Genomic DNA, 13,023 nt, shown 5'->3' with positions numbered 1-13,023 from the left:
TGCCTAATGCTGCAAACTGTGTGCTACTCCGATGATGATTCATCACCTGATTGTTGTTTCTTCGCCGCATTGGCCGCCCGGATCGCAGCCAGCCGCGCCGCTTTGTCGGTGGGCGCCGCCGCCGGAGGCTCTGCCGGTGGCTCCGTCGCCGCAGGTGTCGTCGACTCGCCCGCTGCTGCCCGCTTCGCTGCATTGGCCGCCCGGATCGCTGCAAGACGTGCCGCTTTATCGGTCGGTGGCGCCGCCGGAGGGTCCGCCGGTGGCTCCGTCGCCGCAGGTGTCATCGACTCGCCCGCGGCCGCCTGCTTCGCTGCATTGGCTGCCCGGATCGCAGCTAATTTCGCCGCTTTGTCGGTCGGTGGTGCAGATTCGGTAGCCGGCAACGCGCCATCACCAGCCTGCGCTCCCTTAGCAGCGCGGATAGCGGCTAGCTTGGCCGCCTTCTCTTCCGGTGTCAACTTGCGACCTTCTGTCGTCGGTGGTGTTGCCAGATCTGACGGTGCTGCCGGTGGAGTTTGGGCGGCTTGCGCCGCCAACTCAGCCCTTCGCGCCGCAATCCGCTCGGTCAGGTGAGGTGCAATGCCGATCACATCAGGGCGACGACGGATATTGCCTTGCAATTTCTTCAACGCACTTTCGCGCACCTCAGCCCACATCATAGGTGCAATCTTGGCATAATAGCTGATCGGACGATTGAGCTGCTCTTTATGCACCGTTAACCGAGCGTGATCGTCAGTTGAAAGTTCAAACTCGTGATCCATCTTGATCGCGTCGAAGGGACAGACTTCGGCGCAGAAACCACAACTCATACAGGCATCGTACTCGATAATGAACTCTGCCACCGCCGGCACCGGTTTACCGGTAGCCGGATCTTTCGCCTGCGTCATGTGGATCACCTGTGGCGGACAAATTCGCTCACATTGAAAACATGAGGTGCAGAGTTCGTGGCCAGTCTCATCGTCGTAGAGGAGGATCGGCATGTTGCGATAGGTTTCGGGAATACGTGCCCGTTCCTCTGGGTACTGAATAGTAAACGTACCGTGGATCTGGCTATAGCTCCGGTTGAGCTTAAACGACTCTTTCCAGTGCTTCCAAATCACGGCCATCCCACGCAGCAAGCCACCACCGCGCCGCACCCGCGTATCATCACGCTGCACTTCAATCACGCGCCCGCGCCGTATCTCTATCTCAAATGGAGGTACCGTCATCGATCCACCTCCCCCATCACAATATCAATGCTGCCAAGGATGACGACAATATCGGCAACTTTGTAGCCACGACACATATCGGCCAGTGGCGTTAGATTGATGAACGACGGTGCGCGCACTTTGTAGCGATACGGTCTTGTACTCCCGTCGCTGACCAGGTAGAAACCAAGCTCACCCTTCGGCGACTCGATGCGGGCATAGGCATCGCCAACCGGCGGGCGGATATTCTGGCGTGCTTTCGGATTGATATGCCCACCCTTGGCATCGGGTAACTGCTCGAGCACCTGCTCGATGATTCGCTTGCTCTGGCGCATCTCTTCGATCCGCACCAGAAAGCGGTCGTAGACATCACCAACCTTCCCAATAGGAATATCAAAATCGAACCGGTCGTAGACACTGTACGGCTCGGCTTTCCGTACATCGTAGGGAATACCCGAACCGCGCAGCACCGGACCACTCACGCCATACGACAGAGCCACTTCAGGCGGCAAAATGCCGATCCCCACCGCGCGCTGCAACAAAATTTCATTGTCGCGCAACAATCGCTCTAGCTCGTCGATATACGCCGGCAGAGCACGCAGCAGCTCACGGAGGTTGGGAATGAACTCTGGGGGCAAATCGCGCACGACCCCGCCGAAGCGGAAGTAATTGCACATCAACCGGGCACCGCTCGCCATCTCAAACAGATCGAGAATCTTCTCACGTTCGCGCATACCGAAGGCCAGCGGCGTTTGCCATGCCCCCATATCGTTGATCATAAAGCCGACCGCACTTGCGTGATTCAGAATACGGGTCAGCTCAACCATCAACACCCGGATGTACTCAGCCCGCTCGGGAACTTCGATCCCGGCCAACCGCTCGACCGCCATTGCATAGGCGTGATTGTTCGCCATGGAATTAAAATAGTCGAGCCGGTCGGTATACGGCATATTTTGCAGATATGAATTAGCTTCGGCGATCTGCTCGTGGTTACGATGCAGATAACCGAACACCGGTTTCAGATCAACCACCGTCTCACCGTCAACCGTTACCAACATACGAAACACGCCGTGGGTTGACGGATGTTGCGGTCCAATATTGACTTGCAGCTCTTGAGTTTGGAGCATAACGGCACCGGCTGGTAAGTAAAGGTTAGCAAACGAATACCACTACTGTTGGCAAACACGCATCATCATTCTCTCGACCGGCTCCCCTACCACATCGCTACTCTTCAGCGCCGAGATATTTATCACCTTGGCGAGGAAAATCTTTGCGCATCGGGAAGCCTTCGAACTCGTCCCACATATAAATGCGGTGCAGATAGGGATGACCGGTAAACACTATCCCAAACAGATCGTAGGCTTCGCGTTCGTGAAAATGTGCCGCCGGCCAATACGGCGTCAATGACGGTACAACCGGCTCATCGCGTGGTACGCGCACCCGCAACACAACACTCGAACCGCCGGCCGGATGGTAAAAGCGATAGACGATCTCGAAACAGCCGGCGTAAAGATAATCGACAACTGCAATGTCGGACAAGTAAGCATAGCCGAGCGTATCGCGCACGAAGAGCGCAGCATCGACCAACCGCTGAGGGCGTACCAACGGATCAGGTGGTGCAAACAGAGCGGCGGGAGGGCCATGCTTAGGCGGCGGCGAAATTGCGATCGGTTCTGGTTCGAGCAGCGCATCGGGCAGTGCCGCAGCCAATTTGGCTTTCAGTTCGGTAGACGTCAACTCAGGCATTGCTCACCTCACCTCGCTTGAGATCATCTGCGGCGATTTCCGGTGATACACCGCGAGCCTTCAACGCATGTTCCAGCTCGACTTCCGGATCCATAATCGGGAACTGACGCACCACTTCAGGATGTTCAATCTGACCTGATCGGTGTTCGCCATGACTCGGTGAGGTATAGGGGCTAAGTAACGGCAGGCCACCCACCGGATCGATCAATTTACCATCGATTTCCAAACCTTTGGCGCCAAACGTTGGCACCGGAAAATCGGTTGTCTGCGGCTTGTCCCCTTCGCCGTACCAACGTACTCGCCCCAACTTCTGGCGATCGATCTGTTCTTGGAGCGTCATCAGTGCATGGAGCAACGCCTCAGGCCGTGGTGGACAGCCGGGCACATAGACATCGACCGGGATCAGCAGATCGATCCCGCGTAATACGTTATAGCCATCGCGAAAGGGACCACCAGAGGTAGCACATGCCCCCATCGATATGACATAGCGCGGTTCGGCCATTTGGTTGTACAGCCGCACGACCTGCGGCGCCATCTTCTTGGTAACGGTACCGGCGACGATCATCAGATCGGCTTGCCGTGGCGACGCCCGAAACAACTCAGCGCCAAACCGCGCCACGTCGTAGCGGCTGAGGCCAAATGCCATCATTTCAATCGCACAACACGCCAATCCGAACGCCATCGGCCAGATCGACGAGCGGCGTCCCCAGTTATAAAACCGATTGACGGTAGTCAACAGGATACCCTGCCGCTCAAGTTCGAGCTGGTTTGGATCAATGTCGGCCATAGTCACACCCACTCCAGAGCACCTTTGCGCCATTCGTAGAGCAAGCCGGCAAATAACATGAGGAGAAAAATCGTGGCTGCAATGAGACCATACAGGCCTACTGAATTAAATGCTACTGCCCACGGATACAAAAAGATAACTTCAATGTCGAAGATCACAAAGGCGAGGGCATAGAGATAATACTGTACCTTAAACTGAACATGGACATCACCGATCGCTTCAAGACCGCACTCGTAGGTGCTCGTCTTGAGCGGGGTTGGTCGTTTGGGGCGTAGGAAGAAGGCCAGCACGAGTGGAATCAGTGGAAAGCTGATTGCAGCAATAAGGAAGATGCCTATCAGAGCATAGTCGGCGAGCATCGCCTCTCCTCCTAGTACGTGAATAGCGTGAAAGCAATGAGAAGTATATCACAAATTGTCTCGACAGATATACGCGCTCTGCAACCTAATCAATACTGTTTTGTGAAGAAATGAATGCACTGATTCGATAGAGATACGCAATACCGGCGCGCTCCAAACACCGAGACAGCGCTAGTAGAGATTGAACGCTAGCTTAACGAAGATCAACTGAAAATTATCTTATTCCAACCGTAGCTCAACCCGTCCAACCCGGATAGTATCACCGGGATGCACTTCGGCTAGGCCGGACACTTCAAATCCATTCAGGAAGGTACCGTTGGTACTGTTGAGGTCTTCGAGGATCCAGACATCACCTTGGCGGGCGAGACGTGCATGCTCACTCGACAGAAAGTTATCGTTCAGCACAATATCGCAATGCGGGCTGCGTCCGATAAGCGTCACCGGATTAAGGGGAAACACTTTACCGACCACAACCCCACTCTGACCAGATCGCGTAACGACCAGTTGGCCGTAGGAGTTAGCAGCCACCGGTGCAGCATGCGGACTGATCAAATCGCGGCGGATGACCTGTACCACTTGCCAGAGAAAGAAATAGAGCAGAAAGACAACCGCAACTCGGAGCAAGAGCAAGATAACGCCGATTGAGATGCTGGCGATATCGGAAATCATCGGCTAGCCCTCGCGAAAGATCAACTCAAGCCCCCCTAATGAAATGACATCACCATCGCGCAACGCGCGTTCGGCAATACGCTCACCGTTCACGAAGGTACCATTGGTGCTACCAAGATCCGTCAACCAGAACCGGCGCTGACGATAACGTAACTGCGCGTGTTTGCGCGAAACACGGGTATCTTCCAAGATAATATCGTTATCGAGTCCACGCCCAATCGAGACCATCGTCGTCGCAATCGGCAACGCCTGTGACGTATCACCGGTTTGCAAGAGCAAAAACGCACCTGAAGAGCGGCCGGCCGCCTGATCGCCCTGCATTATCTTAGTCATATTTGGCTGATCGACCTGATTGCTTCCCATCTCGGCTACGACCTGAATCGAGCGACGTGGCACCGCCGGGTCTTCAGCCAACACTACCCGCGGCTGTTCAAGCAGGACAAAATCACGTTCGGAGGCCAGTTCGCTGAGGTACGTCGCCAGCTCCTGCTCGAGCTGCTGACGTATCGGTTGAAAGGCGGCAAAATCTTGCGGATGGAGGTACGCTCGGTAGAAACTCGGTACGATCACCCGTTTCACGCTAATCCGTTGGTCACTCTCCATTGCCTTTTCAAGACGGCGGGCAATCTCAACCGGCTGGATCGAGCTGCGAAACATACGTGCCATCGATCCTTCTACCAGTTGTTCCATAAACTGTTCGAAGCGACGCAGCGCAGACATAGCTCCTCGTAAAGCTGTTCAGCCTGTGATCATGCCCCGACTACCGGTGCGCGTACCGGTTCGCCTAGATAGATCGGTTCAAGCGTGGCCAGATCATCGTAATGTCGTTCAAGATGACGCTGCCACGCTAATTCGGCCAAAAAGGAGGGCCGACGCAAACGAGCTGCCGGTGTCGGAAAGACGGCTCGTTCGCCCAGGCCACGTTGCAATCCGGCGATTGTCGCCGAGTCAAGATCACCACAAAAGAACGCCCCCTCACTTACCATAGCACAAAGCTCACTCAGTGTGAGGTTCCGATCCGGCCCAAGCCGCTCGAGTCGATCACGCACGGCAAACGGTGCGGTCGCGTAGCGTTCACGCCCCAAGCGAATCAGAGGGTAGACCGGTAGCGGTGAAGGCAGGTACTGATAGGCTAATGCTTCGAGAGTGGCAATTCCGATCAACGGCAGATCCCCGGCCAATGCCATACCCTTTGCCAAGCTCAACCCGACCCGTAACCCGCTCCAGCTCCCTGGCCCTAAGCTGACGGCAAGCACCGTTAGATCGGCCGGCGTCGCACCAACATACCGCAGCAGCGTATCAATCTGCGGTAAGAGTTGGGCAGTATGATTACGCCCCGATTCCCACACACTTTCCGCAAGCGGACCGTTTGGGCCATAGAGAGCCAAACCGGTCAGCGCAGTAGCTGTATCAATCGCGAGCAACATCAGCCGAACGTTGCCTCCTTAAACGTTGCCAACAGATCACGATAGCGCTGACCACGTGGCATCATGCGAACCTGCCGCTTCGTTTCACTCACATAACTGAGAACAATCTGCAAATGTTCAGACGGCAACGCCACTGCCGCACGCTCAGGCCACTCGATCAAACAGACACCTTCGGTCATCAACAACTCATCAAGCCCGATAGTCGAAAGTTCGCGTACTCCATCGAGCCGGTATAGATCAACGTGGTAAATCGGTACCCGATGATGGGCAGCATCGGCACGATACTCATTGATCAAGACAAACGTCGGACTCGTGACCGGGCCATCGTACCCCAAACCACGGGCAATCCCCTTGATCAGATGCGTCTTGCCGGCGCCGAGCGGTCCCGATAGCAAGATCAGATCACCGGCGCATAAGAGCTGACCAAGGCGTGTGCCGATCCGTTCGGTTTGAGCCGGACTATGACTGATAAAATCGAGATCGTGCGGCGTTTGCGCCGCCGGCAATATTTGATCGGTCATGGCTTTATTGTACCATAGCCACTACCGTACCATTATGCCAGCTATGGGGAGCCTCAATGTGAAAGCAACGTCACAACATCGTAACGTAATGTTGTGACGCTTGGTATGCCGCAGCGGAAGAGGAGTAGACGACCGAAAGCTACCGCGAGAACAACTCACCCAATATCGATCACCGGATTCATCCCGCTTGTGGTAAGCGGAGCTGCCGGCGGCAAATCGTTCGCTAGGGTAATTGAGACAAAACGCAACTCTTGCGCAGTACGACGGGCTTCGGCGCTAAAACCACCATCAACCGCGATCAGGAGACCGCGATTCAGACGACGCAGAAAGAGTATCTCGGCAAAATCTTGGACATCAGCCGCAGTCAACAGTGCCCGACGTTGGATCATCACGGCAAACAGCTGACCAGACGGTTCGGCAAGCACCAACAAACATCGGGTCGCACGCAACTGTTCAGCGGCGACAACCTGATAACCAAGCCGGCGAGCATGGGCGGCAGCTTCACGGGCAATCACTTCCATAATATCCTCCTCCATTGAGGACTCAGGCCTCGTGCGTGAGCAACGGGGCATTACGCTGATGGGGGAGAGTGATATGCATAGTATACCATACTTTTAACAATATTTGTACAATATTAGTACGCATTCTCTTGCCGACCGGTGATAAAGTTGATGATCGTGCGCAAAATAATCTTGATATCGAAGAGCAGCGACCAATTTTCTACATAATATAAGTCGTAGCGAGTACGCTCTTCGATACTGGTATCACCGCGTAATCCATTCACCTGCGCCCACCCGGTGAGGCCGGCTTTTTCTTTATGACGGCGCATATAGCGGGGAATCTGCTGGCGGAATTGTGCGACCCAGTGGGCCTGCTCAGGGCGCGGGCCAACAATCGACATCTCACCGATCAGCACATTGATCAACTGCGGCAACTCATCGAGGCTCGTCCGGCGGAGCCAACGACCGACCCGGGTCACGCGCGGATCGTTCTGCACCGTCCACGTCCCAAACTTCTCGGCATCGGGACGCATCGTCCGAAACTTAATCATCCAGAACGGCTGCCCATCAAGTCCCACCCGTTCTTGTAAAAAGAAGATAGGGCCACGCGATTCGAGCCGGATGGCCAGCGCGATCAGCAGCATCAACGGCGCGGCGAAGAGGAGCACCAGCGACGCCACCACCAGATCTAACCCTCGTTTGAGTACACGGTTTAGCGGATTATCGAGGGCAGCATTTTTGACACTTACCAGCGGTAAATCGCGCAAATCGCCAATCGAGACACCGTTGTTGGTGATCAGTTGGAAGGTGTCAGGGTAAACTTTAATCGCAACCGACTCATCTTCGGCCAGCGCAATCACCTCGACCAAATCTTGGGACGACCGACCGGAGAGGGCGATGATCACCTCATCGGCGCGCGTCGCCCGGATAGCGCGACAAATATGTTCGGTGCGTCCCAATACCGGTAAGCCATCAACCACTTCGCCGATCGGCACCGTATCGGAGAGAAACCCTTGGACGCGATAACCCAATTCCGGTCGCCGTCGGATTGTATTCCACACGAGGCGACCGGGTTCACGCGCACCGACGATCAAGACACGGCGGGTATCAATATCAAAATAGCGCCGCAAGACGTAGACCATCACCCGATGGATAAACCGGCCAACCAGACAAAATCCTACTGCCAACAGCCAGCCTTGAAAGAGAATGTCACGCGTCCACGGCAACTCTTCGCCACCAAACTCACCGATCAGGGCATTGACGAAGATCACCAGCACCAGCGTAAAAGAGATGGCGGTCACCACCTTCACCGCTTCATCAAGACGTGAGGCACCGCGCTTCATCTCGTAGAGGCCATGGCTGGCAAACACGATCAGTGCAATGAGGGTCCCTACGACGGTGAGACGCAACGGCGTGAGCGGATCGGCAGGCGGACGAAAACCGGCAGCGACAAGCGAATCGGCGCCAAGGGCATACGCCATCTGCGCTGCCAGATTCAGCGCCACCAGATCGAACACGACTAACAGTAAGCGCAAAAGGGCACGCCATGCGCGCGGACGCACCATCGTCCGGGTATTAGCCGACGCGGCGTGCGCTGGGTGGGAGGAGGAGATTGCGGCCAAGTGCCCACAGCTCCTTTATCGTAATACCAAACTCGATCAAGCGATTCACCAAGGCCGGTGTCGTCGCCGCGTAATGCTTACGATGGAACAGCCGCATCGCATTATAAAACGCTCGGATCGACGGGATTGGACGACGACTCGAAGCGGCCCGTTTATAATGATACACTGTCACGCCCGGGTAGTAGACAATTTTCCAGCCGTACTGTTTGATCCGGTAGGCCCAATCGAGGTCTTCCCCATACATAAAAAAGGCTTCATCGAGCAAACCCACCTCGCGTACCACCGTCGTGCGCACCATCATGCATGCACCGACGACCGAATCGACTTCAGTCTCGACATCGGGGTCGAGATAGGTCATATTGTAGGCGGCAAACCGGCGACTGCGAGGGAACAGACGTGACAGCCCAAAGAGGCGATAAAACGCGACGGTCGGGGTGGGGAAGCTACGCCGACACGCCAGATCAAGTGAACCATCGGGCAATAGTAACTTGGGACCAACCGCACCCACTGCCGGATGCTGTTCAAGATACTCAACCAAACCGTCAAGTGCGCCCGGCGGGACCACCGTATCGTTGTTCAGGAGCAAGATGTAGTCTGGCGGATCGGGTAAGGCGAGGATTTGCCGCAGGGCGAGATTATTCCCGGCTGAAAACCCACCGTTCACCGGACTTTCGATCAGATGTACCCATGCAAAGCGCTCGCGGACAAGCGTAGCACTGCCGTCGGTGGAAGCGTTATCAACCACCCAAACGGAGAGATGACAGCGGGCGGGAGCGGCTGCAATCGATGCCAGGCAATCGGCAAGCAGATCGGCTCGATTGTAGTTTAAGATTACCACCGCAAGACTAGCCATCTTCCACCTGTTGTATCCGAGCAAAGACGCCAACTCTTCCTCAGTATACCATAGGTCGCTCTTGTTATATATGCAAGAAGTGAACAGAAGCTGTTCAAGAGGCAACTAATAAGATTTAAGGCTTTATAATGCAAAATTAAATAACGACACCTGAAGCTTGACAATGCCTATTAAGCGTATTATACTGGCCGGAAAGGGCGTAAGATTTTGCTTATCATTACACACAGTTAGGATGTGGCAGCGAACCGGCGTAATCTCTCAGCCGATCGTAGTGCCAGCCGCTAGCAGAGGGAGTCGCTATGAGCAGAGCAAAAGCGAAAGACCCCCGCTTTCCCGACTTTTCATTCACCGTCGTTGAAGGGGCACGAGCAACGCGGGTGCCGGGAGGGCGCACGATCGAAGAAATCGAGCCGGAGTATAAGATCAAGGGGCGCACTACCTTCAGCGCGATCTTTCGTTACGACCCCTTCGATTTCTGGGTTGGGCCGTTTTACGTTGGATTCTGGGGTTTCGTCTCGGTGATCGGGATAATCTTTGGTTCATACTTTTACATCAACGAGACGATACTGAAAGGGCCTTACTCCTTCCCACAAAACTTCTTTGCCGGGAGAATTGACCCACCACCGGCCGAACTCGGTCTAGGCTTCGCAGCGCCGGGCGAACCGGGGTTTGCGTGGCAGATGACGGTGCTATTCGCAACAATCGCCTTCTTCGGCTGGATGATGCGGCAGGTGGACATTAGCATGAAGCTCGATATGGGCTACCACGTGCCGATTGCCTTTGGCGTCGCCGTCTCGGCGTGGACCGTGCTCCAGATCATCCGCCCAATTGCCCTGGGGATGTGGCACGAAGGATTTGTCCTCGGTGTGATGCCACACCTCGACTGGGTATCGAATTTTGGCTACCGCTACAATAACTTTTTCTACAATCCGTTCCACGCCATCGGCATTACCGGTCTATTTGCCTCGACATGGCTACTGGCCTGCCATGGTTCCCTCATCCTCAGCGCTGCCCAGTATCGCGGCCCGGAAGGTGGCGACATCGAGAACGTATTCTTCCGCGATGTGCAATACTACTCGGTCGGTGAAGCCGGTGTGCATCGCCTTGGGTATATCTTCGCTATCGGCGGCATTTTGTCGGCCGATCTGTGCATCTTACTATCAGGCTGGCCAGTGCAGGATTGGGTGAGCTTCTGGAATTTCTGGAACAATCTCCCCTTCTGGAGCGGCGTCTAGAGAGGAGTACATTGGTATGGCGACCATGGACATGATGCCGGGCGATCTGGAACTGGGGCGTGATCGCGGACGAATCGGTAAACCGATTGAAATTCCGCTCCTCGAAAACTTTGGCTTCGATAGCCAATTAGGCCCATTCTACCTCGGCTTCTGGAATACAGTTGCGTACATCAGCGGCGGTATTTTTACCTTCATCTGGCTGTTTGTCATGCTGTCGCAGGTGAACTTTAACCCGGTGGCGTTTATCAAGTATTTTGTCGTCCTGCAAATCGATCCACCATCGTCACGCTATGGATTGAGCTTCCCGCCGCTGAATGAGGGTGGCTGGTGGTTGATTGCAACCTTCTTCCTTACCCTGTCGATCTTCGCGTGGTATATGCATATCTATACCCGCGCGAAGGCGCTCGGTATTAAGCCCTATCTGGCTTACGGTTTCACCGGTGCAATTGCGCTCTATCTGGTGATCTACATTATCCGTCCGGTCTGGATGGGCGATTGGTCGGAGGCTCCGGCCCACGGGATTAAGGCGCTGCTCGACTGGACGAACAACGTGAGCGTGCGTTACGGCAACTTCTACTACAATCCGTTCCACATGCTCTCGATCTTCTTCCTGCTCGGCTCAACCTTGCTATTGGCGATGCACGCCGGCACAATCTGGGCATTGGAGAAGTATGCGGCTCACGAGGAGTGGAATGAGATTCAAGCTCCCGGTACCGGTACCGAGCGCGCTCAGCTCTTCTGGCGCTGGTGCATAGGCTTCAATGCCAATGCCTACTCGATCCACCTGTGGGCGTTCTGGTTTGCGTGGCTATGCGGAATTACCGGCGCACTCGGTGTCTTCTTCTCGATGCCTGATTTCGTCAATAACTGGTTCCAGTGGGGTGTCGAGGCCGGGATTGCGTATCCACAAGGACCGACACCGCTACCGTAGTGGTTCATTGAATACCCTTCCTTCCTCCCGCCCCCTCGTCCACCACTGGTGGGCGAGGGGTGCGTTTTGTAGTAGAAGGGAGAGCCACTTAACGTGGGGAGAACTCGTTCACCCGCTCGACCGACACGCTCAAGGCGAGCGCCATAGCATTCACCAGCGGTTGTAGAGCTGCCGGCACGACGGCACTATCAATGATCCATACTTCGTCGCCAACGATCATTTCGAGTGCCAATACCGGCTGTAAGCGACGAATAAACCCACCGGTCACTATCCGATAAGGACGTAGCCGCAACCCCTGAATACTGGCCCGTTCAATCTGCTGCTCGCGTGGCCGTCCAACCCGGCTGGTCTGACGGATGGTGAAGGTTTCGGCATCGAGTATGATTTCGTTGGTCGTCGTCGCAATTGCATACCCACCAACGAGACGTTGAATGGCTAACCCGCCAAACAGCCCACCAACGGCGGCACTCAGACCGGCAGTCGCAAACCCTAGCTCTTGCACGGCGGCCAGGACACCGGCAATGAGCGTAACCGCAGCGATGATCATCAGTACACCGCCACTCACCAACAAAGGAATTGCTGCACTGCGATTGGCTTGTGGGTACGATTGCAGATGGAGTCGCTCCGGTTCGGCATGGATCACCTGATAGTAAGGAACTGGGCCAAGACGGCGACCAAGACGCTGGCGGAACGGTGAAGCGGTCATTGCTACAATCCGTCTCTCTAGCTTGTCGGGCGAAGCTGCTACACTACCGGCGGCAACGCTGCTATGTCAATCCTACCATACTCACGCAAAAACAATGGAGGTGTGTGACAGGCAGTGCGCGCGCAGTACAGGCATCCTGTCATTGCGAGCGTAGCGAGCAAAAGATTTCTCGGGCGCTGGCGCGCCCGCGAAAGGACACAAACCCTGCGCTGGCGCGCCCGCGAAAGGACACAAACCTTGCGCTGATGCGCCTGCGAAAGGACACAAACCCTGCACTGATGCGCCCGCGAAAGGACACAAACCCTGCACTAATGCGCCCGCGAAAGGACACAAACCCTGCACTGATGCGCCCGCGAAAGGACACAAACCCTGCACTGATGCGCCCGCGAAAGGACAATGGAGGTGCGTGACAGGCAGTGCGCGCGCAGTACAGGCATCCTGTCATTGCGAGCGTAGCGAGCAATCTTCCGATTTCGCGGG

Annotated in this window: 15 protein-coding genes and 1 pseudogene; 3 read left to right on the top strand and 13 right to left on the bottom strand. The window is 55.5% G+C overall.

The features are described 5' to 3' along the window. Positions 1–23: 23 nt before the first annotated feature. The 12 genes from ACP5OT_RS08070 to ACP5OT_RS08015 form a co-directional block, all read right to left on the bottom strand. Positions 24–1,208: a 4Fe-4S dicluster domain-containing protein gene (locus tag ACP5OT_RS08070; RefSeq protein WP_424677160.1), complete on the bottom strand. Its 1,185-nt coding sequence runs from the start codon at positions 1,206–1,208 to the stop codon at positions 24–26. After that, positions 1,205–2,314, bottom strand: coding sequence for an NADH-quinone oxidoreductase subunit D (locus ACP5OT_RS08065; protein WP_424677159.1), 1,110 nt, complete (start codon positions 2,312–2,314; stop codon positions 1,205–1,207). The genes ACP5OT_RS08070 and ACP5OT_RS08065 overlap by 4 nt, the downstream gene beginning before the upstream one ends. Positions 2,315–2,411: 97 nt before the next feature. Continuing rightward, positions 2,412–2,933: an NADH-quinone oxidoreductase subunit C gene (locus ACP5OT_RS08060; protein WP_424677158.1), complete on the bottom strand. Its 522-nt coding sequence runs from the start codon at positions 2,931–2,933 to the stop codon at positions 2,412–2,414. Beyond that, positions 2,926–3,720 carry an NADH-quinone oxidoreductase subunit B gene (locus ACP5OT_RS08055; RefSeq protein ID WP_015940390.1) on the bottom strand — a complete coding sequence of 265 codons (795 nt, stop codon included), beginning with the start codon at positions 3,718–3,720 and terminating at the stop codon, positions 2,926–2,928. Before ACP5OT_RS08055 ends, ACP5OT_RS08060 begins: the two co-directional genes overlap by 8 nt. 2 nt (positions 3,721–3,722) lie before the next feature. Next, entirely contained in the window at positions 3,723–4,079 is a 357-nt protein-coding gene (locus ACP5OT_RS08050) for an NADH-quinone oxidoreductase subunit A (RefSeq protein ID WP_428131863.1), read from the bottom strand. A 219-nt stretch (positions 4,080–4,298) separates the two neighbouring features. Next, complete coding sequence (locus tag ACP5OT_RS08045) at positions 4,299–4,748, bottom strand: FHA domain-containing protein (RefSeq protein WP_424677156.1); 450 nt, start codon at positions 4,746–4,748, stop codon at positions 4,299–4,301. A 3-nt stretch (positions 4,749–4,751) separates the two neighbouring features. Beyond that, positions 4,752–5,468: an FhaA domain-containing protein gene (locus tag ACP5OT_RS08040; RefSeq protein WP_424677155.1), complete on the bottom strand. Its 717-nt coding sequence runs from the start codon at positions 5,466–5,468 to the stop codon at positions 4,752–4,754. Between the two features lie 29 nt (positions 5,469–5,497). Then, a complete protein-coding gene (gene tsaB / locus ACP5OT_RS08035) occupies positions 5,498–6,175 on the bottom strand; it encodes a tRNA (adenosine(37)-N6)-threonylcarbamoyltransferase complex dimerization subunit type 1 TsaB (RefSeq protein WP_428131861.1) in 678 nt (225 codons plus the stop codon). Beyond that, positions 6,175–6,696 (bottom strand): tRNA (adenosine(37)-N6)-threonylcarbamoyltransferase complex ATPase subunit type 1 TsaE, encoded by a 522-nt coding sequence (gene tsaE / locus ACP5OT_RS08030; RefSeq protein ID WP_424677153.1) that lies wholly within the window; start codon positions 6,694–6,696, stop codon positions 6,175–6,177. The genes tsaB and tsaE overlap by 1 nt, the downstream gene beginning before the upstream one ends. Before the next feature lie 155 nt (positions 6,697–6,851). Further along, positions 6,852–7,217: a hypothetical protein gene (locus ACP5OT_RS08025; RefSeq protein WP_424677152.1), complete on the bottom strand. Its 366-nt coding sequence runs from the start codon at positions 7,215–7,217 to the stop codon at positions 6,852–6,854. A gap of 113 nt (positions 7,218–7,330) precedes the next feature. After that, entirely contained in the window at positions 7,331–8,761 is a 1,431-nt protein-coding gene (locus ACP5OT_RS08020) for an undecaprenyl-phosphate glucose phosphotransferase (protein ID WP_424677166.1), read from the bottom strand. A 10-nt stretch (positions 8,762–8,771) separates the two neighbouring features. Then, complete coding sequence (locus ACP5OT_RS08015; protein WP_428113536.1) at positions 8,772–9,671, bottom strand: glycosyltransferase family 2 protein; 900 nt, start codon at positions 9,669–9,671, stop codon at positions 8,772–8,774. A gap of 299 nt (positions 9,672–9,970) precedes the next feature. Between ACP5OT_RS08015 and ACP5OT_RS08010 the strand changes: the two genes are divergently transcribed. Both ACP5OT_RS08010 and pufM read left to right on the top strand, forming a co-directional pair. Then, on the top strand, positions 9,971–10,906 hold the full coding sequence (locus tag ACP5OT_RS08010; protein WP_015940399.1) for a photosynthetic reaction center subunit L: 936 nt from the start codon (positions 9,971–9,973) through the stop codon (positions 10,904–10,906). 16 nt (positions 10,907–10,922) lie between these two features. Beyond that, the gene (gene pufM, locus ACP5OT_RS08005) at positions 10,923–11,837 is read left to right on the top strand and encodes a photosynthetic reaction center subunit M (protein ID WP_424677521.1); all 915 of its coding nucleotides are present in this window, start codon (positions 10,923–10,925) and stop codon (positions 11,835–11,837) included. An 88-nt stretch (positions 11,838–11,925) separates the two neighbouring features. Here pufM and ACP5OT_RS08000 read toward each other — a convergent pair whose 3' ends face one another. Further along, the gene (locus ACP5OT_RS08000) at positions 11,926–12,543 is read right to left on the bottom strand and encodes a hypothetical protein (RefSeq protein WP_424677520.1); all 618 of its coding nucleotides are present in this window, start codon (positions 12,541–12,543) and stop codon (positions 11,926–11,928) included. Between the two features lie 193 nt (positions 12,544–12,736). Here ACP5OT_RS08000 and ACP5OT_RS07995 point away from each other — a divergent pair. After that, positions 12,737–13,023 (top strand): annotated as a pseudogene (locus ACP5OT_RS07995) (hypothetical protein); the annotation flags it as partial.

The organism is Chloroflexus sp., assembly GCF_049970315.1.
GTDB lineage: Bacteria > Chloroflexota > Chloroflexia > Chloroflexales > Chloroflexaceae > Chloroflexus.
Note: the sequence above shows the minus strand (reverse complement) of the source record. Positions and strands in the feature narration are given on the sequence as shown.

Bases quoted from the DNA above. Each gene is read 5' to 3' on its own strand.
- tsaB (WP_428131861.1), bottom strand. From the start codon at position 6,175: ATGTTGCTCGCGATTGATACAGCTACTGCGCTGACCGGTTTGGCTCTC.
- ACP5OT_RS08070 (WP_424677160.1), bottom strand. From the start codon at position 1,208: ATGACGGTACCTCCATTTGAGATAGAGATACGGCGCGGGCGCGTGATT.
- ACP5OT_RS08040 (WP_424677155.1), bottom strand. From the start codon at position 5,468: ATGTCTGCGCTGCGTCGCTTCGAACAGTTTATGGAACAACTGGTAGAA.
- ACP5OT_RS08065 (WP_424677159.1), bottom strand. From the start codon at position 2,314: ATGCTCCAAACTCAAGAGCTGCAAGTCAATATTGGACCGCAACATCCG.
- ACP5OT_RS08020 (WP_424677166.1), bottom strand. From the start codon at position 8,761: ATGGTGCGTCCGCGCGCATGGCGTGCCCTTTTGCGCTTACTGTTAGTC.
- ACP5OT_RS08055 (WP_015940390.1), bottom strand. From the start codon at position 3,720: ATGGCCGACATTGATCCAAACCAGCTCGAACTTGAGCGGCAGGGTATC.
- ACP5OT_RS08010 (WP_015940399.1), top strand. From the start codon at position 9,971: ATGAGCAGAGCAAAAGCGAAAGACCCCCGCTTTCCCGACTTTTCATTC.
- ACP5OT_RS08015 (WP_428113536.1), bottom strand. From the start codon at position 9,671: ATGGCTAGTCTTGCGGTGGTAATCTTAAACTACAATCGAGCCGATCTG.
- ACP5OT_RS08060 (WP_424677158.1), bottom strand. From the start codon at position 2,933: ATGCCTGAGTTGACGTCTACCGAACTGAAAGCCAAATTGGCTGCGGCA.
- ACP5OT_RS08045 (WP_424677156.1), bottom strand. From the start codon at position 4,748: ATGATTTCCGATATCGCCAGCATCTCAATCGGCGTTATCTTGCTCTTG.
- ACP5OT_RS08050 (WP_428131863.1), bottom strand. From the start codon at position 4,079: ATGCTCGCCGACTATGCTCTGATAGGCATCTTCCTTATTGCTGCAATC.
- tsaE (WP_424677153.1), bottom strand. From the start codon at position 6,696: ATGACCGATCAAATATTGCCGGCGGCGCAAACGCCGCACGATCTCGAT.
- ACP5OT_RS08000 (WP_424677520.1), bottom strand. From the start codon at position 12,543: ATGACCGCTTCACCGTTCCGCCAGCGTCTTGGTCGCCGTCTTGGCCCA.
- ACP5OT_RS08025 (WP_424677152.1), bottom strand. From the start codon at position 7,217: ATGGAAGTGATTGCCCGTGAAGCTGCCGCCCATGCTCGCCGGCTTGGT.
- pufM (WP_424677521.1), top strand. From the start codon at position 10,923: ATGGCGACCATGGACATGATGCCGGGCGATCTGGAACTGGGGCGTGAT.